Raw genomic sequence first — 19,424 nt, forward strand, 5'->3', positions numbered from 1 at the left:
CCGGACGGGGATGACGATTAAATGGTATTCAAACGTACGGGGACGTTTCTGGCATTGCTGCTTCTAGCAATGCTGGTCGTCCTTCCTCTTTTATTTGTATCGTTCAAAAGTATTTGGGTGAATGGCTCACTCGATTTATTGGCACCCATTCGTGTCGTGTTAGAGAAGGATCTGACTGGTGTATTCAGTCACTCTTTAATGCTCGGTATATGGGTCGTGGTTGGTTGTACGCTGCTTGCGCTCCCCTTAGCATGGATCATGGCCAAAACACCGCTTCGCAAGCATCGTTGGCTCGATATTGTGCTGCTCATACCTTTCATGACACCGCCGTATATTGGCTCCATGGGATGGATCTTATTTATGCAGCCCCGCGGATATCTTGAGCAATTTTTTCCAGGGGCGCAATGGATTAGCAGCCAGTTCTTCAGCTTATTTGGAATGATTACGATCATGAGCCTTCATTTATTTCCGTTTCTGTACTTAATTTTGCGCAATGCGATTCTCCAAATTGGCAGCAACAAAGAAGAAGCTGCCGCTGTTCATGGGGCCAGCTTCTTTTATTCGCTACGCCGCGTCATGCTGCCGCTTGTGTTCTCCAGCTATATCATGGGCTCACTGCTTATCTTCGTCAAAACATTGGCTGAATTCGGCACACCGGCAACATTCGGCCGACGTATCGGGTATTTCGTATTAACGACCGAAATCCAAGCCTCAATCTCCAGTTGGCCTGTCGACTTTGGGAAAGCAACATCGCTAGCCTCCCTCTTATTACTGGCTTGTCTTGTGCTTTGGTACATCCAGTCGGTAGTAGTTCGCCGGAATTCTTATAATCTTGTCGGCGGCAAAGGCACCCGTAACAAAGTTTCCTTCTATCTCGGCTGGCAGCAAGCGATAGCCTGGCTTTATGTAGCTCTGTTACTCGCTGCATCCATTGGCATCCCGTATTTCTCCATCATTTCAGCTTCACTGATGAAGCTCCGCGGAGGCGGGCTGGCATGGAACAATCTGACGCTGCTTCATTACGGCGAGCTGCTGAAATGGGGCTCACCAAGCATGAAGGCGCTGCTGAACAGCCTCGGGCTCGCCCTGCTCGCCGCTTGCTTAGCAGCCGCGCTTGGCACCTGGTTCGCCTTAACGATCGGCCGCGCCAAACGGCTGCCGCAGCGCATAACTGATATGTTCAGCCTGCTGCCGAACACAGTGCCCGATATGGTCCTCGTCGTTGGACTCATTATGTTATGGAATGCGCCATGGATGCCGCTGCATCTCTACAACACCTACGGCATGGTCGTCCTCACTTACGTGGTGTTCTTCCTGCCATATACGGTGCAATACGTCAAGGCACGTAACGGCCAGCTGGACGAATCCTTGCGGCAAGCCGGGCAAGTCTTCGGCGGGCAGCCCTTGTACGTGTTCCGACGTATTGTCCTGCCACTGCTGCTGCCGGGTATTGTCGCCGGCTGGATGATGACCTTCACCATCTCGCTTAGAGAGCTAGTCGCCTCGCTGATGGTGCTTCCGCCGTCGATGCAAACGTCGGCCACCTATATTTTTGCTCAATTTGAACAAGGTCAAATTTCGCTCGGCATGGCGATGGCCGTCGTTTCCGTCGGTCTCACAACGGTGCTGCTGCTTATTGTGAACAACATGAATACGAACAGAAAGTGGAATGTGGAATGATGCAATTGAACGTTTGGGGCGGCGCTGGCGAGCACGGCCGCTCCTGTTATTGGATAGGTAATGAACAGACATCCATTTTGCTCGATTGTGGTGTAAAACGGGAGGGATTCGGAGAATATCCGCTGATCGATCCGACCAAGGTTGCGGAATTGGACGCTGTATTTCTTTCTCACGCGCATGAGGATCACTCAATCGCTATCCCTTCCCTATACAAGCTTGGTTATTCAGGCAAGGTATATACGACCCGCCTAACCGTACAACAGCTTCCTGGGTATTATGCCGCTTGGGAGAGAAATGTCAAACTGCAAGGTGGAGAATTGCCCTACGATGAAGCGGATATCGCGCGAGTTCAATACGCTTTCATCGAAGACATGGCCCCGCCTCAGCAATGGATTGATCTCTCACCAACACTTCGCATATGTTGGGGGCGCAGCGGTCATATGCTGGGTTCGATATGGATGCTTCTAGAAATTGATGGGAAGCGATTGTTTTTTTCCGGAGATTACAGCGAAGATGCCCTGCTTCTGGGCACAAATGTACCAGTGGACATCATCAATGGAGGCATTCCTCTAGATGCAGCAATTATTGATGCCGCTTATAGCACCGACACGGAGTACCAAAACGAGAAGCTTGAGAAGCTTTTCACTACGGCTGAGGAGATTTTAAATGAAGGTGGTCAACTGCTACTGCCTGTTCCTGTTTGCGGTAGAGGGCAAGACTTGCTCCTGCTTATGCGTCAGCGTTTCCCCGCAACGCCGATACGGGCCGAATATGAGCTCATTCAGGCTATGGAGCTAATGCTGCAACACGCCGATTGGTTGAAACCAGGTATGGAACACGTCGTCACAGAGGCTTTGAATAATGAAAGCTTTGAATTCATCCACAATGAGGAACAACGTAAACGATTATTCAATGAGGATATAGCCAATTCTCGGGCAGCTATCTGGTTCACAAGTGATGGAATGATGCAATCTCCCAAATCTCAATGGTACTACGAGCAGTTTCGCACAAACATGACGAATGGCATTCTTTTAACCGGACACGTCGCTATGGGAACAAGAGCGCAGCGGCTTCTAGCGATGAGCAATGAAGAACGCGGCTGTCAATTGAAAATGGTTCGATACAAGATCCATCAAGGGTTGCCTGATGTGCGCAAGATGACACAATCGTTAAGCAGCAAACATAAGCTTCTAGTCCATGCCCCAAAAAAAGAAACAGATGCCCTGCTTAAGCAGTTAGCATCTGAAGGTATTGAACATTTACTTTCCTTACAACCGGGTGATACAGTCAATTTGTAGCCATACCGCTTATTATGATTTCAGCTCTTCCCACAACTGATCCCAAGAAGTTATCCGAGGCAAATTGAGATGCTGATTGTAGGATCGGTCTTTTACATAAGCTTTCACTGGCAATTGGGATAAAGTTTCCAGGACTTTCGGCTTATCGTCGAAATAATAATCCAATTGCAAGTCCTCGATAATATGTACTTTCTCGGAATCACTCATTCCGCAATAGAAATGACCTTCCGCAACGGGAAAACCATTTTGAATAAGCCACTCTCGCGTCCGTTCCGTATGCTCTTTCGCTCTTGCCGTAATATAGTAAACCTCATGACCCTGTTTAACTAACTCGTGTAAGATTTCACGTGCATGCGGGAATGGAGCACAGTCGGAGTAATAAATATCATCGCGGAGGCTCATCCAGAGCTTCCCTCCCTCTTCTTTCGTCAACCCGAAAGCGGCATGAATCTCCATGGTAGTTAGAGCCTGAAACACGTCCAATCCGATATTTTGATTCAGCTTGCGATTATAGATGTGAAAAGCATGTTCTCTTAAATTAATGAGTGTATCATCAATATCAAAACCAAATTTCACCGTTGCCCCTCATTTCACTAGTACCTTTATTCCTTTAGTATAAGCCCAAAAAGACTTGCGAATACAGAAGCTTGCACTCTCGAAATGATGCAGCCGCGTAATTCTTCCACACCCACGCCTAGACTAGTGAAATCGCAGGAACTAAGATCGATTCCAGCCAATTTGGCTCCCGTGAACTGAGCACGATCCAGCTTGCATGTCTCAAAGTACATCTTTTGCAGCGTTGTCTCATAGAAATCAGCACTTAAAAGCGAACACTCTTCAAAAGCAACTTGTCTGAAATTAGCCATCCGGAAATTAACATAATCCCCTAAACAGGAATCGAACAGCACATTACGAATGGTCGCTCCAGTCATATCCATCCCGATAATTTTGCAATTTCTAAATTCGGTTCTATGGATCGTTGCTTCTCCGAAATCTACATTCGATAAATCACATTTCTCGAAGATGACGTCGGTCAGCTCAATGTCTTTCATAGCAATTCGTGTGAAGGTGACATTTCGGAAAATAATTTTATCAAAAGCAACTTTTGACGCTTTCTGATTATCTATTGTGCAATCGCTTATAATTCCAGTGTGAAAGCTATCTTCCGAGTTCATTCCCTCATCGGGCAGTGATATCGGAGGCAACTCTTTCGGCATCTTTGGTGCTTCAATTTTGGAAGTGCTCATTCGGATGCTCCTCTGTCTACTAGAATGATTATGTTTAAAAAATAATAACGGATGTCAGGCTTTGCAGCATAAAGAATAGCGAGCCCCATTTACGTTTAATGTAATTTCGGCCGCGAAATAACCTTGTTTTGATCGTCGTAACAGGTAAGTTCACTTCTTTGCTGATGTCTTCCAGAGACATATCTAGAAAGTATTTATACACGATCAGCGTTTTATATTTATCAGGCAGCTCGCGAATCATCAGCTCTACCTGTTCGGCCGTTTCTTGCTCAATTAATTGAAGTTCAGGCGTTTTCTCAAAGCTTGTCAGCTTATCATAAAAAGGCAGCGCATCTTGAAACGGATTTGGATTGGTATCCATGGACAACTCCGACTTCTTTTTACGCAAAAAATCAATGGTCACATTTTTGCCAATGCTAAAAATCCAAGTAGAGAAATTTTTACTTGCGTCAAAGCGATGGGAGTGCTGATACGCCCGTAGAAACGTCTCTTGTACGACATCCTCCGAATCCGATTTGTTACGCAGCATCCGATAGGCTAACCGGTAAATTCTGTCCTTATACAGCTCAAGAAGTCGGCTGAACGCTTTGGAATCCCCTTGAGTCCACATTGTTGCAAGCTGACTATCGCTTAATTGCAGCATGTTACAGCTCCTTTTTCTTAACTGCCATCTTTTCGACTCTATCTTTATATTCTACCAAATCGAATCAAAAAAAAGAAACCTTTACAGGTTCCATAGGTGTCTATTTATCGATAAATTTGGACACAGATTCTGCTTTTTCAGAGGCTGCGACGACAATGATCACGAGAATGATTCCACAGAGTATAAACCCGCCTATTATCATGCTGTGCACCTTCTTTGAATGAGTTGAGATCCTCTTATTCAAAGATATGATGCACAGTTTCAATTATGCACTCTTTTTAGTTGTGAGATTCTGATTTGTTCTTATTGCGCAGTAGGCTGAGAATAATCGTACCGCCAAACAAAGCAATAATCACGGAGAAGAAAAGAACATGGGAGATATGGATACCAAAAGCGCCGGCGATCATCTTAAGACCGATCACGATAATAAGAATGAAAGCTGTTTTCTCCAATTCCGGAATTTTATCAATTAATTTCAAGAAGACTTGGGCCACGCCTCTCATCATGAGTACGCCCAAAATACCTCCAAGGAACAGTACCCACACCTTTTCGCTGACACCAAAAGCAGCAAGCACGCTGTCCACACTAAATGCAATATCCATCACTTCTACCGCTAATACTGTACGCCAGAAGGAAAGACCTTTGTTCTTCACTTCGCCATTCTCATCCTCTTCATGTTTCTTGAAGAAGAGATTACTGATTGCGATCCAGAGGAGATAAAGACCACCAAGTACTTTAATCCATGTAATTTGAACTAAGAATGTCCCTACACCGATAGCTACAAATCTAAAGATGTAAGCACCAATAAGTCCGTAAAATAACGCCTTTTTCTGCTGTTCCTTAGGTAAATGTCTAACCATAACCGCGAGTACTAACGCATTATCCGCCGAAAGCAAGCCCTCTAAGATAACAAGTGTACCGATAATCCCCCAGTTTACGGGATCTGTCACTGTTTCCGACAACACTTCCCAGCTAAAAAAGCTAAGAAAGTTATTGATGAAACTTTGAAAAAAATCTGCCATGCTTCTTGACCCTCCTGTAATTTTCCCAAGTATTTACTGCCTGCAACCCACTCTCATACCCATCCGAGGAGTCAGATCCAATTGCGCTAACTTTACACGCTGCGCCGTATCTATATAATTCTCCTGCAACTATAGCTGTCTTGATGGAGAAGTGATTTTCCAGTTCATATTCCAGCATATCTTGCTAGTGCCTGGATGAAGTATGCCTATTGGCTAGCAAAGGGGTGATGCCTAAACTGCACCACCCCAACTAGTTTAAGCTTTACTCCGCATCAAGTCCATAATTTTTGCATAATGCTTGAAGACCACCTTGGAAGCCGCTTCCAACCGCTTGGAATTTCCATTCCTGACCTTGGCTGTCACGATATAACTCACAAATGACAACCGCAGTTTCAATAGAAAAATCTTCACCTAAATCATAGCGTAAAATTTCTTGATTTGTTACTTCATCGAAAAGACGAACGAACGCATTGGACACTTGTCCAAAATTCTGATTGCGGCTTGCTGCATCATGGATAGTTACGGCAATACCGATACGGTGAATATGCGCAGGGATTTTCGAGAAATCAACCTTGATCTGCTCGTCATCGCCGTCTCCATCACCAGTCCGGTTGTCTCCCGTATGTTGAACCGAACCATTTCCACCAACCAAATTGTTATAAAAAATGAAATCCTCAATGCCTTTGGCCTTATTGTCTGCATGCAGCAGAAAGGCCGAGGCATCTAAATCGAAAGAATGACCGCCGGAATATTTGTTGGTATCCCAGCCTAAACCGATAATCGCCTTCGTTAAACCAGGGTTTGTTTTGGTTAAGTCAATTCTTTGACCTTTGGACAAGGAGATTGCCATATCCAACAGCTCCTTAGAATATTTTTGACTTATTAGGAAGTTTGCAAGCCGTAATCACGAGCTAGTCCACCAAGACCATCTTTGTAGCCGCTTCCGATTGCGCTGAATTTCCACTCGCCACTGTGACGGTACAACTCACCAATTACTACGCCTGTTTCGATAGAGAAGTCTTCGCCAAGATCGTAACGAATCAGTTCCGCGCCAGATCCTTCGTTAAGGATACGCACATAGGCATTGGATACTTGTCCGAAGTTTTGGCTTCTGACATCCGCTTCATGAATCGTGATACAGAATGCGATTTTTTCTATTTCAGCTGGCACATTAGCCAGATCCACACTAACTTGCTCATCATCCCCGTCTCCAGCACCTGTACGGTTGTCACCGTTATGAATGATGGATCCATTCGCATTTTTGCGGTTGTTATAGAAAATGAAGTCAGCTTCAGAATTCACTTTACCAGCTGCGTTCACACAGAAAAGGGAAGCGTCTAGATCGAAGTCTTTACCGCCATCATATTTATTCGTGTCCCAACCTAAGCCAACAACTACTTTCGTCAGACCTGGGTTTGATTTTGTCAAATCAACTTTTTGACCTTTAGATAATGAAATCGCCATGGATAATGACCTCGCTTTGTATAGTGGATTATGTGTAACGTTTAACTAATTGTCCAATTGTCGTATCCGTACTGCCTTCACCAATCGCGTTAAATTTCCATTCACCACTATGGCGGTAAATTTCACCTACGATTAAAGAGGTTCTACCAGCGTAACTATCAGTTAAATTAAATTTAACCAATTCTTGATTATTAGAATCATTCAGAATTCGAATGTAAGCGGATTGAACCAGACCGAAGTCCTGTTTTCTATTAACACAATCGTAGATATTTACAACGAAAATGATTTTACTAACGTCCGCAGGCACTTGACTCAAATTAACCGAAATTTGCTCATCATCGCCATCGCCTTCACCCGTACGGTTATCTCCGGAGTGAACAACGGAGCCATCGGGACTTTGCAAATTCGCGAAGTACACGACATTTTTCTCTTTTGTCAGTTTACCATTAGCATCCAATAAAATCACTGAAGCATCGCAATCGATCTCTACAGCTGTTTTCTTCGTTCCGAAAAAACCTTTTTTCTCAATGACAGCAGGATCCCATCCGAGACCTACAACTACTTTCGTAAGACCGGCATTCCCTTTTGTTAAATCGATCTTTTGACCTTTGACCAAACTGATAGTCAATCAGGCCACCTCCTTCACAACTTGTTTTGTAGTACGCTCATTACTTTGATACGGATGAGTGCCCATCACGTTTCACAAGTTTCGATTAAATTTTCAGACTCCATACATATTTTTACTTTACATCACTATTTTATCCAAATTTCGCTAATATTTTTTGTTAGTTCGTTCCCTGATGAATTGGTTTAGCAACTTGGTTAATTGGACAAACAGATAATTATCACATCTAAGGAGCGTTCTCATGGATGCAAGTTTGTCGAATTCATTGGAAGCTGTTTCCTACTCACTCGATGATAACCTTCGAACTCTTCAGGTTATATATACAAAATGCAAAGATGTCAATTTCCACGAATTCCTTATTGGAGGAACAACCAGAGCCCTCATCGTTTATATCGAAGGGATGGTTAATCTTGAAGCATTGGATCGAAACGTCCTAAGTCCTTTACTTAGCGAGACCATAGAAGAATGGAATTACACGGAAAAGGAACTGTCATCCATTATTTCCATCTCAGACGTCAAGGAGGCTTCGACATTCTCAGACATTATTGCCCATCTTTCTGTAGGCAATGTCGAACTTTTCATCGACGGAATCCCTTTGGCATACTCACTAGGTCTCGCTCAATGGGAAAAGAGAAACATCGAGGAACCGTCGGCAGAATCCGTTATTCGCGGTCCACGCGAGGGATTTACCGAAACAATGTCTGTTAATACAGCTATGCTGCGGAGGAAAATAAAAAGTCCCTCGCTCAAAATGGTTTCGTACAAAATAGGAAAACACACACGCACGGAAGTCGTCGTTATTTACATGGAGGGCATCGCCAATGAGGGGCTCATTCAGGAAGTTGAACAACGGATTGCCGAAATTGAAATCGACGGCATTCTGGAAAGCGGATATATCGAGGGCTTAATTGAAGATCATCCGCTGTCTCCTTTTCCGCAAATTCAAGTAACCGAACGTCCGGATGTTGTCTCTGCGGCACTTCTGGAGGGCCGTACAGCCATTCTGGTAGATGGAACGCCATTTTCGTTGATAGCTCCTGCTACACTGTTCTCACTTTTGCAATCACCAGAGGATTATTATCAAAGGTTTATAATCGGAACCTTAATTCGTTGGCTGCGTTATATGTTTTTTTTCATAACACTGCTGCTCCCGTCTTTGTATGTGGCTATTTTGACCTTTCATCAAGAGATGGTTCCTACATCCCTTTTGCTCAGCATTGCGAAGTCCAGAGAAGATATTCCGTTTCCCGCACTCGTTGAGGCTCTTCTCATGGAAGTTTCTTTCGAAGCGCTCCGCGAAGCCGGTGTCCGTCTCCCTAAGCAGGTAGGTGCCGCTGTCAGTATCGTGGGCGCTCTCGTCATCGGACAAGCCGCAACCTCCGCAGGTTTGGTGTCGGCTCCCATGGTCATGGTGGTGGCTATCACGGGAATTGCCTCCTTCATGATGCCGCAGTATTCCACAGGCATTGCTTTGCGAATGCTCCGATTTCCCATTATGATTTTGTCGGGAATTCTAGGACTGCTGGGACTCATGCTTGGATTTATTGTCATCGTGATCCACCTCTGCTCCTTAAGGTCGCTTGGTGTTCCTTACCTTCAGCCCCTTGCGCCGATTAAAGCAAAAGAGTTGAAAGATGTGATCGTTCGCGCACCAATCTGGTCCATGCGGACCCGCCCTAAATTTACCGGAAAGATGAATGCGATTCGGCAGCCCTCTGGCCAAAGACCAGACTCGCCAAAAGGGGATGACATTCATGATTGAAAAGGGACGTATTTCCCCCCTTCAATTAGCTATTATTATGCATCCAACTGTCCTCGCTACCGCCACCTTATCTGTCCCGTCCATCACGATGAGAACCGCCGGCATTGATATGTGGATGACACCGCTGGTTTCGGCATTAGTAGGGCTTTTGTCCGTGATTGTCATGTATCGCCTGTATCTCAAATATCCGGAATTAACCTTCATCCAATATACGGAAGTGATTCTCGGCATGTACGCAGGGAAGGCGCTATCCGGCTTCTTTCTCGTGTCGTTTATCTTTACGAATGGGCTCGTTCTGCGCGAATACGGGGAATTTGTCATCGGCAACTTTTTACATGAAACACCGATGGCACTCGTCATTTTTTGTATGGTGGCTATATGTGCGTATGTCTTATATGAGGGGATTGAGGTGCTCGCCAGAGTCTCGCAAATCCTTATTCCTTCGGCTGTGCTCATCATTTTCATCATGCTGGTCTTGATGATTCCTGATCTCCATCCCAAAGAGATGTTTCCTATTCTGGGAGATGGCCCGCTTCCCTTGCTAGTGGGGTCACTTGTCCCCTCATCTTGGTTTACCCAGTTTTTTATGTTGTCGTTTCTTTATCCATTTTTGAATAAAAAGCGGCATGTTTTGCAGTGGAGCTTCCTTAGCGTCGGCATTGTCATGATCACCTTGCTTACGATTAATCTGACCATTTTATTAATGTTCGGATCGCTTACGGTTAAATTCAATTATGCTTTCCTCACTGCCGTACGTTATATTTCCATCTCTGACTTTCTGGAACATATAGAAGCACTAGTGATGACCATTTGGATCATTGGGATGTTCATTAAAGTATCACTGATCTACTATGCCACTGTGCTTGGTACGGCGCAATGTTTGGGACTCTCTGATTATCGGCCTCTTATCATTCCCGTTGGCTTTCTGATACTGCTGCTCAGTTTCTGGGTTTCTCCTAATTTTCAGGAACTCATGCACGCTATAGGCACCAATATCCCTTTTTTGGCATTGATCACACAGCTTGGTGTTCCCTCCATGCTTCTTCTTGCCGCTTCTTTCAGAAAGGGGCAGCAAGGATGAAAGCGATGCTGAAGCTACTTTTAACGGTGAGTCTCTTCACCCCTCTGCTGACGGGCTGCTGGGATCGGACGGAAGTGAACGATTTGGCACTCGTCACCGGAGCAGCGATTGATAAATATGATGATAAGTCGATCGAATTGACCATACAGATTTTTATTCCACGAAGTCCCGGGGGAGGCGGCGGCGGGTTAGAAAGCAGCAACAAAGGGGGCAGCATTCAAACTTCCCTCGTCAAATCCGCGGTAGGCGTTGATATTGCTGATGCGGTTTCTAAAATTCAAGAGAAGATGCCGCGCAAAATTTTCTGGGGTCATACAGAAATCATTATTTTCGGTGAGTCTGTCGCGCGACAAGGGGTTCGAGACGAGGTCGATTACTTAATGAGAGCGCCTCAGCCGCGAGAGCGTGCCTTTATGTATATTTGCAAGGGAAAAGCACGCGAAATTCTCGAGATGAATACACGGCTGGAGCGGAACTCCTCAGAGATTATGAGGGAAATTGCCAAGAGCAAAATCATCCTTAGTGTAACGTTGGCGGATTTGGCACACATGTTGGTAAATCAGTCCGGCGCTGCCGCCCTGCCTTTTATAGAGCTCCTCGGGGCGAACACACCGAGAAATCACGACGATACAGGGAGTTTCACCAATTATACGGCCGTATTCAAAGACGATAAGATGGTTGGAACCATTGACGATCCAACCACCCGCGGCCTGCTCTGGCTCAGGGACGAGATCAAAACAGCCGTCGTTACTGTGACGCCGGAAGGTGTCTCCGGCCACGTCTCCCTTCGACTATTGAAAAGCGAGACGAAACTGCAGCCAATCATCGAAAACGGCAAGTGGCGCATGAACGTCTGGATTCATACGGAAGATGATGCCCTGCAAAATACAACTTCACTGGATCTCGCCTCCGATCAGCAAGCTGTTAAACGCGTGGAAGCCGCTATGAATGATGACATTGAAGAGCGTGTCGCAGTTGCTTTGCGAAAGGTTCAGCAAGGTTTCAAAGCGGACATTTTTGATTTCGCTGGGGAATTCCACCGAGCGTACCCTAAGGAATGGCGTCAAAACCAAAAACGTTGGAACGAGATCTTCCCGAACGTCGAAGTTACTGTCCAATCGGATGCCAGAATGCTGCGTCCTGGGCTATCCAGCATCAAAACTTCTCAATCCCAAGAAGAAGAAGAAAAGGAAGCGGAGTATATCAAATGACATCCAAAGACATTCCTCTATGCATGGCCGCGTGCTTGATCATCACATTCTTTCAGTGGTTTCGCTTGAAAAACAGACCGACCAAAGACAAAGCGGCTTATCTCTCTATTTTAGCCTTATGCTGGATGCTAGCGATCGTTTTAGTCATGAATCCGGGTATGCCGGGTCCGACGCAGCTGGTAAATTACATTTTCTACCCTCTCGGCAAACTCTTAGATCATTAAAGGAGCCTCACGGACATGCAGATTGGCGGGAAACAATTATTCTGGATGATATTGACCATGCAGCTGGGGATGACCATTTTACTGACCATAAATCCATCTATCCAAACTGCGAAGCAAGACGCTTGGCTTTCAACCGTTTGCGCAACCGGAATAGGTGCAGGGATCGCTTATGTTTGCTCACGATTGAGTATCTATCATCCAGGGCAAACCATCGTAGAATTTTCAAAAAAATTATTTGGCCGATACATTGGCTATACGATTATTGTGGTGTATTTCATCTATTGGTACAGCGTGCTTGCGATTATCATAAGGCAATACGCTGAGTTCATCGTTGCGACTATTCTTCCCAAAACGCCGATCCTTGTCCCGATGCTAGGCATGCTCCTCGTAGCGATCTATGTAACTTTCGCGGGCTTAGAGGTTATCGCGAGATGCTGCGAAATTTTAGGGCCTTTTACCTTGCTTGGGATTGCTATTCCTCTCTTGCTGAGCCTAAAAAATATACATATTAACAATATCCTTCCTTTCTATGTGGATACCGGTGCAATGACAATCCTAAAAGGAGCGCTGCCCACTTCAACATTTCTCGGAGATTGCATCCTTCTGCTCGTCATCATGGGCTTTCTTGCAAAACCTCAAGATGGGATGAAACCGGCCATACTTGGGGTGGCTGCTGCAGGTGTGTTAACAAGCATTTCGACTTTCTTAATCCTTACGGTATTTGGACATATCTCCGCTTCGGGCCAAACCTATCCTTACTTTAATCTGATCCGATATATTTCCTATTTCGACTTTTTTCAAAACCTCGATTCCTTTGTTATCGCCATCTGGATTATTAGTGTGTTCACTAAAGTTTCTCTCTACTTTTTTGTTTGCACATATGGAACAGCTCAAAGTTTCGGTCTTAAAAAATGGCGGCGTATGATTTGGTTCGTAGCACCGGTTATCGCGCTGTTTACCTTGATTCCTCGGGACTTTATCGATAGTTCCGTGGTATTTCCACAAAAAATCGCGATCCCTTATTTATTACCCATTCATGGGATCATACTGCCACTCTTGATGTGGGGGGTAGCGAAGTTGAAATATAAATAAAGCCCTTGCGAAATCCCACCTGGGAAATGACAAGGGCTGTTTTTTTGGATCGTTATAGCGCATTAGTTGCTGATGAATTCCTGCACCCATTCTCCGTTATAATAGGCGACGCCAATTTTCGTGTAATTAGGGCTCAAAATATTTTCGCGGTGTCCCGTACTGTTCATCCAGGCGTCCATGACGGCCTCTGGCGTAGGTTGTCCTTTGGCAATGTTCTCACCTGCATAGGAATAAGGAATGCCATAAGTGCTCATCATATCAAAAGGTGACCCGTAAGTCGGCGACGTATGATCAAAATAGTCGTTGTTATACATATCTTTGGCTTTATCCAACGCCATTGCTGTAAGTGCGCTATCGCTGGTTAGCGCTTGTAGCCCAGCTTTTACCCGTTCCTGGTTAACTAATGTAACGACTTGGCTGGCAAAAGCGGATTGCGCAGGTGTATCTGGTGTTGACGGGGCTGTTGGTGTTGATGGAGTCGGCGCTGACGGTGCTGCTGTTTGAGAGCCGCCGCTTGTCCCTGCGCTGCCAGGAAGGTTCAACGTCATCCCAGACCAGATCACGTTCGGGTTGGCAACCTGAGGGTTAGCCTGAATCAGCGAAGTGAGACTTACGCCATACTTCTGGGAGATCAACCACATGGTATCGTTGTCTGTCACCGTGTACGTGGCGGATGCCGCCATGGCTGCGCTGGAACTCATAAGGACGCTCAGACCAATAGCACCGGTTACGACTAGCTGTTTATAACGTTTCAACATAGAAATCTCTCCTTTTTGCGGCCTGCGAGGTTAGCTGTCGGATTCGGGTCAAAGAGTAATCACCCGGCCGCATCAATAGCGGCTTCACCCCAAAGATTGGGTCCCCCGTGCTTTCTAAGAAGCTTCGGCCTTCTAAGTTTTTGATACATATTCGATCTTTCCGATTGTAACACGGGGTTTTTCCGAAAACATGCCGCAAAATTTTCCATTACCTTATGAAAGCGCACTCATCGCGCAATAAAAAAATTTTCCATCACCATGAATAAAAAACCATAACTTCCACAAAATACTCATACACCAAATAAAGGAGTGAATCCAGATGGCTAGCAGTAGAAGCAATACATTACTTGTGCAACAAGCAAAATCAGCTCTTGAGCAAATGAAATATGAGGTCGCTCAGGAACTAGGTATTCAGATTCCTCAGGACGGGTATTACGGCTACATGGCTACTCGCGATACCGGCGCAATCGGCGGACACATTACGAGAAGATTGATTCAAATCGCCGAGCAGCAGCTAAGCGGCAGCAGCACAGGTAATTTTAGACGCATGTAATGTACAAAGAAAAGACTGCACCACCACTTCCTCCTTGGTGATCCAGTCTTTTTTCACATCACAAATTCCATGAAAACCGGCGAACGAAGCCTTCCGTTTCTCGTCCAGTTTTTCGTTTTGATTTTGGCCATGAGCCGCGGCTCCATATAAGCAAAATGATTGTCCTCTTTGTAGACTAAACGGTGCTTGACGCCATCGAGAGCCTTCTGATGCAGAGGCGTTATCCCGGTCTCAATCACCCCAACCGGAATCTTCAAACCATTCGCAGAATCAATGGACGCCAGCAAAGCAAAATTATTTTTCCTGTAACCAGAAATATAAACATCTGCATAAGTCCAGTTAATCACTTTTTGCCATTGCCTGGAGCGTTTGTTGCTCTCGTACTTGAAATGTTCTTTTTTCGACTTCAAAATAATGCCCTCAAGCCCACCCTGCCGGATTTTCTCAAAATAATCCACCGCTTTACCCTCGTAAACCTTCACCCTTTTGTACCTGTCATTTTCGATGAAAGCTTGCTCCAACAGCTCCTTGCGTTTAAGCAAGGGTAATTCAGTGACATCAATTCCCTTGTATTTTAAAATATCAAATGCAAAGAATACAACAGGCGATAAGTCTGTCGGGTTTAAAAATCTGGCTGACATCGCTTCAAAGTCCGGTTTACCTTGATCATCCAAAATAACCAATTCACCGTCAAGAATCGTTCCCTGGGGAAACGGACACTGAAACAACTCAGGAAATTTATGCGTTACCAATTGATTGTCTTTCGTATATACATAGAGTTTGTCCAAATTAGAAAGAATGCACCTGAACCCGTCTAACTTCAGTTCTGCCACATGATGTTTACTGTTATAAGGTCTATTATCTTTGGCGTCTTGCAAAAGCATAGGAGAAATGAACATATGATATCACCCTACGTTAGATAATACTGCACAGTCATTCATCTGCCTATAGGGACTTGAAGGAAATCGAGGCCTACCCGCTCCATTTTCGACAAAACAAGTGGAAACCCTCTCTACAAAGCGACAATCAAATTCGCAGATTCCGTTTATAATGGAGGTAGATGAATGGGAGGGATGTTCGCATGGACAAGCTATTTATCAAAAGACTGCATACGTTAAACCGTCGCGACGAACTTAGATCAATGCTGCTGCTTGAAGGTATCAAAGCCACTCTCAAACGGAAAAAGGAACTCGGCTTATTTTATAGATTGTTCAAGAAAACGAAGAAGAAACCGATGGTTGCTAAAGGATGGAATTGAACTGCCATACGCATAAGAGGCGTCCGTGAAAGTAGAATTTCTCTACCTTCATGGACGCCTTTGCCACTTTACAGCCTTACTTGCCGCTCTTCGCGTATTGCGCGCTGAACTCTTCAATGACTTTATCGCCGCCTGCTTTTCTCCACTGTTCGATCGCTTGCTTCCAGCCTGCCTCATCGATTTTACCCAAGATATACTTCGTCCGGGCGTCGTCAATGATCGGCTTCAGCTCGCTGCCTTTGGTCGTTTGGGTTTCGGAAACGAGCGGATTCGTCGGGTTATTGACCGCGATAGCCTCGTTCTCTTTAATCATTTTGCCGTATTTCTCCATGAGCGGTGTTTCTTTCCCCGTCGTTTTTGCCGTATACTTGGCGATTTGAAGTTGCAGATAGCTGGAGCCTACTTCGGTGTCCTGCAGCTTTTGATCAATAAATACCGGTTTGCCGTCTTCGATCTTATAGTGTTTGCCCTCGATGCCCCAGCCCAGCAAATCCAGCATCTTCTGATCGGAAATTTTATCAAAGAAGCCAAGAATTTGTTTCAATTCCGCCTCGGTTTTCACACTTGATTTCGGGAACATGAACACACTGTTATAGCCTACGCCGCCCGGCAATCTCTCGCCTTTGGGTCCTGTGATCCGGGAGACGACGTCCACATCCGAGCCAGGGAACGTTTTGGAAAGCGATGCCTGATAACCCGCTCCGTCAATCATATTCGAGATTACCGCTCCAGCTTTGCCCTGGTTGATATCGTCTTTCTTCTGTTGATTGTTCAGAACAGGGAAGTCCTGCTTGATGAGCTTCTCGTCGTACAGCTTTTTATAAAATTTCATCGCTTCGAAATACTCTGGCGCTAGAAAATCAGGACTTAATTTGCCATCCTTCACTTCCCAGGAATTCGGAGCACCCATAATGGAGGCTATGACGCCAAAACCGTCCATTGTTTTCTCTTCCGTCAAACCAACCGTGTCCGCTTTGCCGTTTTTGTCCGGATCATTCAGTGTAAACGCTTTAAAAACGTTATATAAATCATCAAGCGTTTTCGGTGCGCTTAAGCCTACGTTTTTCAACCAGTCGCTGCGGAAAATAACCCCGTAGGTGGACAAATCGCGGGCACGAAATAAGCCGTAAATTTTGCCATCCACTTTGATATTGTCAAAAACAGCCGGGTTCATTTTAGACAGATTCGGATAGTCCTTGAGGTAAGGACCCACTTCCCAGAACACGCCGGCACGCACCGCGCTCAAAATGTTCGAATCCTTATTGTTCTGCACAAGCAGCGCCTTGGGAAGCTCGCCGGAAGCAATCGTAACATTAACCTTTTCTTTGTAGGAAGAGTTGGGGACCCAAGAGATGTCCAATTTCGTGTTCGTATAAGCTTCAATCTGCTTTTGCACTTCACTGTCCGCTTTGGGCGGCTCTGCATACATGAGTGTCATGACACTTAACTTCAAGGGCTCTTTGCTTACGGGAGCACTGCTAGTACCCGCATTCCCTCCTGCAGCTGGACTCGCTTCGTTTCCGCAACCGGCCAGCAGCGCAGCAGCGCCAACCATCATACCCATTGCAGCCAAACCGCTTTTTCTCATTCCCGCGTATTTTCTCATTGTGGCAATGCCTCCCCATAGTCTTATTTTATATGAATGCTTCCCAATCACAATAGTTTTCGGGAGCCTGTTCAACCTTTTACAGAACCGATCATGACTCCTTTGGCAAAATGCTTCTGAAGGAACGGATAGACGAGCAAAATCGGTACCGTTGAAATGACGATGACGGCCATCTTAATGATTTGCGATGGAGGCGCAATATAATTCTGATCAAACTGCGTCGAGTCACCGATACCGCCTTGGGATAAGATGACAATTTGCCTCAGCCAGACTTGGATCGGCCACATTTTCGAATCGTTAATGTACATGATCGCGTTGAAAAAGGTGTTCCAATGGCCTACCGCATAAAACAAGGCAAACGTAGCCAGCACCGGCGCCGATAACGGCAGCACAATTCGGAAAAGCAGGCCCACATCGCTGCAGCCGTCAATTTTGGCCGCTTCCTCAAGTCCCTCGGGCAGCTGACGGAAAAAGCTCACAACAACGATGAGGTTAAACGCACTGATCGCATTGGGAATCAGCAGAGACCAGTAGCTGTTCAGCATGCCAAGCGCCTTAACGACCAGGAACGTTGGCAGAATCCCGCCGTGAAACAGCATGGTGAAGACGATCAGCATCATAAACAGCTTTCTTCCTTCAAAATCCTGCCTCGAAAGCGGATAGGCGAGCAGCGAGGTGAACAAAAGATTGATAAAGGTACCGACCACCGTAATGCCGATCGTCACGAACAGGCTGTTCACAATCGTTTGTGTCGAGAAAATGTAGCGGTAACCTTCCAACGAGAAGGAAGTAGGGAACAAAATGAATCCCCGTCTCAGCACCTCCTCCGGCTCTGCAAATGAAACCGATATGATGTAGATAAACGGCAGCAGCGTGACGAGCGCAAACAACGCCAGAAACGTGTAATTGAAGCCGTCAAAGATGCGGCTGCCTATGCTTTTGTTGATCATTAAACACGACTCCCTTCTTAGTACAGGCCGCTTTCGCCGAATTTTTTGGCCAACCGATTGGCCCCAACCACCAGCACGAGCCCAATGATCGACTTAAACAATCCGACCGCTGTACTGTAGCTGAACTGGCCCTGCTGAATCCCGACGTTGTAAACGTAGGTATCAAAAACTTCGCCTACCTCGCGGTTCATGGCGTTCAGCATTAAGAAGATTTGTTCAAAGCCGGTATCGAGGAACGACCCAAGCCGAAGGATAAATAAAATGACAATGACACTGCGGATCGCAGGAAGCGTAATATGCCACAATTGGCGGAAACGGTTCGCCCCATCGATTCTTGCCGCTTCATACAGCTGCGGGTCCACCCCGGCCAACGCTGCCAAGAAAATAATCGTTCCCCAGCCTGTTTCTTTCCATACCACTTGCGAAACGATCATCGTTCGAAACCACTCGCTTGAGATGAGGAACTCCATTTTCGGCAAGCCCAATGAAACGAGCAGGTCGTTGACGATGCCTCCTTCCGTCGTGAAAAAGATGTAGGAAATCCCAACCACAACTACCCAGGATACGAAGTGAGGAATGTAGACAATCGTTTGAATGCTGCGTTTGAAAACTTCCCTGCGCACTTCATTTAATAACAGGGCCAGAATAATCGGCAGCGGGAAGAAAAAGACCAGATTGTACACGGCGAGAATAATCGTATTTTTGAACAGCATCGCGAATGAAGCGTCAAAAAAGAACCTCTCAAAGTGTTTGACACCCACCCATTTGCTGTGCAGCATTCCAAGTGCCGGCTGGTAGTCCTGAAAGGAAATCAACAGCCCCCACATGGGGAAATAACGAAAAATAATAAAGTAGAGCATGCCAGGAAGCGCCATCGCATACAGCCATTTGTTTTTCAGCAAACGGTTGATTCTCGTGCGGGCTTTGCTTCTCGCAGCCGTATCCGCTTT

The 19,424-nt window shown here is 45.8% G+C and carries 22 protein-coding genes and 1 riboswitch; of the genes, 9 read left to right on the top strand and 13 right to left on the bottom strand.

The genetic code is table 11. The features are described 5' to 3' along the window. Window positions 1–21 precede the first annotated feature (21 nt). Both PCH02S_RS11510 and PCH02S_RS11515 read left to right on the top strand, forming a co-directional pair. Window positions 22–1,680 (top strand): ABC transporter permease, encoded by a 1,659-nt coding sequence (locus tag PCH02S_RS11510; protein ID WP_127453055.1) that lies wholly within the window; start codon window positions 22–24, stop codon window positions 1,678–1,680. Then, window positions 1,677–2,978, top strand: a complete 1,302-nt coding sequence (locus PCH02S_RS11515; protein WP_127453057.1) for an MBL fold metallo-hydrolase — start codon at window positions 1,677–1,679, stop codon at window positions 2,976–2,978. Before PCH02S_RS11510 ends, PCH02S_RS11515 begins: the two co-directional genes overlap by 4 nt. A 12-nt stretch (window positions 2,979–2,990) precedes the next feature. Here the strand turns inward: PCH02S_RS11515 and PCH02S_RS11520 are convergent, their stop codons facing one another. From PCH02S_RS11520 to PCH02S_RS11555, 8 genes are all read right to left on the bottom strand, one after another. Then, complete coding sequence (locus PCH02S_RS11520) at window positions 2,991–3,554, bottom strand: 5' nucleotidase, NT5C type (RefSeq protein ID WP_127453059.1); 564 nt, start codon at window positions 3,552–3,554, stop codon at window positions 2,991–2,993. A 26-nt stretch (window positions 3,555–3,580) separates the two neighbouring features. After that, window positions 3,581–4,225, bottom strand: coding sequence for a pentapeptide repeat-containing protein (locus PCH02S_RS11525; RefSeq protein WP_127453061.1), 645 nt, complete (start codon window positions 4,223–4,225; stop codon window positions 3,581–3,583). A gap of 34 nt (window positions 4,226–4,259) precedes the next feature. After that, window positions 4,260–4,868 carry a sigma-70 family RNA polymerase sigma factor gene (locus PCH02S_RS11530; protein WP_127453064.1) on the bottom strand — a complete coding sequence of 203 codons (609 nt, stop codon included), beginning with the start codon at window positions 4,866–4,868 and terminating at the stop codon, window positions 4,260–4,262. Between the two features lie 278 nt (window positions 4,869–5,146). Continuing rightward, window positions 5,147–5,890, bottom strand: coding sequence for a TerC family protein (locus PCH02S_RS11535; protein ID WP_127453066.1), 744 nt, complete (start codon window positions 5,888–5,890; stop codon window positions 5,147–5,149). Continuing rightward, window positions 5,859–6,068 (bottom strand): TerD family protein, encoded by a 210-nt coding sequence (locus PCH02S_RS36950; protein ID WP_127453068.1) that lies wholly within the window; start codon window positions 6,066–6,068, stop codon window positions 5,859–5,861. Before PCH02S_RS36950 ends, PCH02S_RS11535 begins: the two co-directional genes overlap by 32 nt. Before the next feature lie 84 nt (window positions 6,069–6,152). After that, on the bottom strand, window positions 6,153–6,740 hold the full coding sequence (locus tag PCH02S_RS11545) for a TerD family protein (RefSeq protein ID WP_127453070.1): 588 nt from the start codon (window positions 6,738–6,740) through the stop codon (window positions 6,153–6,155). A gap of 32 nt (window positions 6,741–6,772) precedes the next feature. Continuing rightward, window positions 6,773–7,354: a TerD family protein gene (locus PCH02S_RS11550; RefSeq protein WP_127453072.1), complete on the bottom strand. Its 582-nt coding sequence runs from the start codon at window positions 7,352–7,354 to the stop codon at window positions 6,773–6,775. A 28-nt stretch (window positions 7,355–7,382) separates the two neighbouring features. Continuing rightward, entirely contained in the window at window positions 7,383–7,982 is a 600-nt protein-coding gene (locus tag PCH02S_RS11555; RefSeq protein ID WP_127453074.1) for a TerD family protein, read from the bottom strand. 238 nt (window positions 7,983–8,220) lie between these two features. Between PCH02S_RS11555 and PCH02S_RS11560 the strand changes: the two genes are divergently transcribed. From PCH02S_RS11560 to PCH02S_RS11580, 5 genes are read left to right on the top strand one after another with little or no spacing between them, the layout of a single operon-like run. Beyond that, window positions 8,221–9,741 carry a spore germination protein gene (locus PCH02S_RS11560; RefSeq protein WP_127453076.1) on the top strand — a complete coding sequence of 507 codons (1,521 nt, stop codon included), beginning with the start codon at window positions 8,221–8,223 and terminating at the stop codon, window positions 9,739–9,741. Beyond that, on the top strand, window positions 9,734–10,822 hold the full coding sequence (locus PCH02S_RS11565; RefSeq protein ID WP_164819524.1) for a GerAB/ArcD/ProY family transporter: 1,089 nt from the start codon (window positions 9,734–9,736) through the stop codon (window positions 10,820–10,822). The genes PCH02S_RS11560 and PCH02S_RS11565 overlap by 8 nt, the downstream gene beginning before the upstream one ends. Window positions 10,823–10,827: 5 nt before the next feature. Next, window positions 10,828–12,033 (top strand): Ger(x)C family spore germination protein, encoded by a 1,206-nt coding sequence (locus PCH02S_RS11570; RefSeq protein ID WP_164819525.1) that lies wholly within the window; start codon window positions 10,828–10,830, stop codon window positions 12,031–12,033. After that, window positions 12,030–12,257 (top strand): hypothetical protein, encoded by a 228-nt coding sequence (locus PCH02S_RS11575; protein ID WP_127453082.1) that lies wholly within the window; start codon window positions 12,030–12,032, stop codon window positions 12,255–12,257. The genes PCH02S_RS11570 and PCH02S_RS11575 overlap by 4 nt, the downstream gene beginning before the upstream one ends. Before the next feature lie 15 nt (window positions 12,258–12,272). After that, window positions 12,273–13,349, top strand: coding sequence for a GerAB/ArcD/ProY family transporter (locus tag PCH02S_RS11580; protein WP_127453084.1), 1,077 nt, complete (start codon window positions 12,273–12,275; stop codon window positions 13,347–13,349). A gap of 62 nt (window positions 13,350–13,411) precedes the next feature. Here the strand turns inward: PCH02S_RS11580 and PCH02S_RS11585 are convergent, their stop codons facing one another. After that, on the bottom strand, window positions 13,412–14,104 hold the full coding sequence (locus tag PCH02S_RS11585) for a CAP domain-containing protein (protein ID WP_407670063.1): 693 nt from the start codon (window positions 14,102–14,104) through the stop codon (window positions 13,412–13,414). Between the two features lie 7 nt (window positions 14,105–14,111). After that, window positions 14,112–14,247: riboswitch (cyclic di-AMP (ydaO/yuaA leader) on the bottom strand. A gap of 179 nt (window positions 14,248–14,426) precedes the next feature. On the opposite strand from PCH02S_RS11585, the gene PCH02S_RS11590 reads away from it, so the two are divergent. After that, on the top strand, window positions 14,427–14,660 hold the full coding sequence (locus tag PCH02S_RS11590; protein ID WP_127453088.1) for an alpha/beta-type small acid-soluble spore protein: 234 nt from the start codon (window positions 14,427–14,429) through the stop codon (window positions 14,658–14,660). Between the two features lie 53 nt (window positions 14,661–14,713). On the opposite strand, the gene PCH02S_RS11595 is transcribed toward PCH02S_RS11590, so the two are convergent. Continuing rightward, complete coding sequence (locus PCH02S_RS11595) at window positions 14,714–15,559, bottom strand: ATP-dependent DNA ligase (RefSeq protein WP_246069039.1); 846 nt, start codon at window positions 15,557–15,559, stop codon at window positions 14,714–14,716. Between the two features lie 182 nt (window positions 15,560–15,741). Here PCH02S_RS11595 and PCH02S_RS35715 point away from each other — a divergent pair, with 182 nt between their 5' ends. After that, window positions 15,742–15,918, top strand: a complete 177-nt coding sequence (locus PCH02S_RS35715) for a hypothetical protein (RefSeq protein WP_164819526.1) — start codon at window positions 15,742–15,744, stop codon at window positions 15,916–15,918. A gap of 76 nt (window positions 15,919–15,994) precedes the next feature. On the opposite strand, the gene PCH02S_RS11600 is transcribed toward PCH02S_RS35715, so the two are convergent. The 3 genes from PCH02S_RS11600 to PCH02S_RS11610 form a co-directional block, all read right to left on the bottom strand. Further along, window positions 15,995–17,524 carry an extracellular solute-binding protein gene (locus PCH02S_RS11600; protein WP_127453090.1) on the bottom strand — a complete coding sequence of 510 codons (1,530 nt, stop codon included), beginning with the start codon at window positions 17,522–17,524 and terminating at the stop codon, window positions 15,995–15,997. 71 nt (window positions 17,525–17,595) lie between these two features. Then, entirely contained in the window at window positions 17,596–18,474 is an 879-nt protein-coding gene (locus tag PCH02S_RS11605) for a carbohydrate ABC transporter permease (RefSeq protein ID WP_127453092.1), read from the bottom strand. 17 nt (window positions 18,475–18,491) lie between these two features. After that, the gene (locus PCH02S_RS11610) at window positions 18,492–19,349 is read right to left on the bottom strand and encodes an ABC transporter permease (protein WP_127453228.1); all 858 of its coding nucleotides are present in this window, start codon (window positions 19,347–19,349) and stop codon (window positions 18,492–18,494) included. Between the last annotated feature and the right edge of the window lie 75 nt (window positions 19,350–19,424).

The organism is Paenibacillus chondroitinus NBRC 15376 (assembly GCF_004000765.1).
Taxonomy (GTDB): domain Bacteria; phylum Bacillota; class Bacilli; order Paenibacillales; family NBRC-103111; genus Paenibacillus_E; species Paenibacillus_E chondroitinus.

Coding starts and splice junctions, on each gene's coding strand:
- PCH02S_RS11510 (WP_127453055.1), top strand. CDS start 22: ATGGTATTCAAACGTACGGGGACGTTTCTGGCATTGCTGCTTCTAGCA.
- PCH02S_RS11515 (WP_127453057.1), top strand. CDS start 1,677: ATGATGCAATTGAACGTTTGGGGCGGCGCTGGCGAGCACGGCCGCTCC.
- PCH02S_RS11525 (WP_127453061.1), bottom strand. CDS start 4,225: ATGAGCACTTCCAAAATTGAAGCACCAAAGATGCCGAAAGAGTTGCCT.
- PCH02S_RS11530 (WP_127453064.1), bottom strand. CDS start 4,868: ATGCTGCAATTAAGCGATAGTCAGCTTGCAACAATGTGGACTCAAGGG.
- PCH02S_RS11535 (WP_127453066.1), bottom strand. CDS start 5,890: ATGGCAGATTTTTTTCAAAGTTTCATCAATAACTTTCTTAGCTTTTTT.
- PCH02S_RS36950 (WP_127453068.1), bottom strand. CDS start 6,068: ATGCTGGAATATGAACTGGAAAATCACTTCTCCATCAAGACAGCTATA.
- PCH02S_RS11545 (WP_127453070.1), bottom strand. CDS start 6,740: ATGGCAATCTCCTTGTCCAAAGGTCAAAGAATTGACTTAACCAAAACA.
- PCH02S_RS11550 (WP_127453072.1), bottom strand. CDS start 7,354: ATGGCGATTTCATTATCTAAAGGTCAAAAAGTTGATTTGACAAAATCA.
- PCH02S_RS11560 (WP_127453076.1), top strand. CDS start 8,221: ATGGATGCAAGTTTGTCGAATTCATTGGAAGCTGTTTCCTACTCACTC.
- PCH02S_RS11565 (WP_164819524.1), top strand. CDS start 9,734: ATGATTGAAAAGGGACGTATTTCCCCCCTTCAATTAGCTATTATTATG.
- PCH02S_RS11570 (WP_164819525.1), top strand. CDS start 10,828: ATGCTGAAGCTACTTTTAACGGTGAGTCTCTTCACCCCTCTGCTGACG.
- PCH02S_RS11575 (WP_127453082.1), top strand. CDS start 12,030: ATGACATCCAAAGACATTCCTCTATGCATGGCCGCGTGCTTGATCATC.
- PCH02S_RS11580 (WP_127453084.1), top strand. CDS start 12,273: ATGCAGATTGGCGGGAAACAATTATTCTGGATGATATTGACCATGCAG.
- PCH02S_RS11590 (WP_127453088.1), top strand. CDS start 14,427: ATGGCTAGCAGTAGAAGCAATACATTACTTGTGCAACAAGCAAAATCA.
- PCH02S_RS11595 (WP_246069039.1), bottom strand. CDS start 15,559: ATGTTCATTTCTCCTATGCTTTTGCAAGACGCCAAAGATAATAGACCT.
- PCH02S_RS35715 (WP_164819526.1), top strand. CDS start 15,742: ATGGACAAGCTATTTATCAAAAGACTGCATACGTTAAACCGTCGCGAC.
- PCH02S_RS11600 (WP_127453090.1), bottom strand. CDS start 17,524: ATGAGAAAATACGCGGGAATGAGAAAAAGCGGTTTGGCTGCAATGGGT.
- PCH02S_RS11605 (WP_127453092.1), bottom strand. CDS start 18,474: ATGATCAACAAAAGCATAGGCAGCCGCATCTTTGACGGCTTCAATTAC.
- PCH02S_RS11610 (WP_127453228.1), bottom strand. CDS start 19,349: ATGGCGCTTCCTGGCATGCTCTACTTTATTATTTTTCGTTATTTCCCC.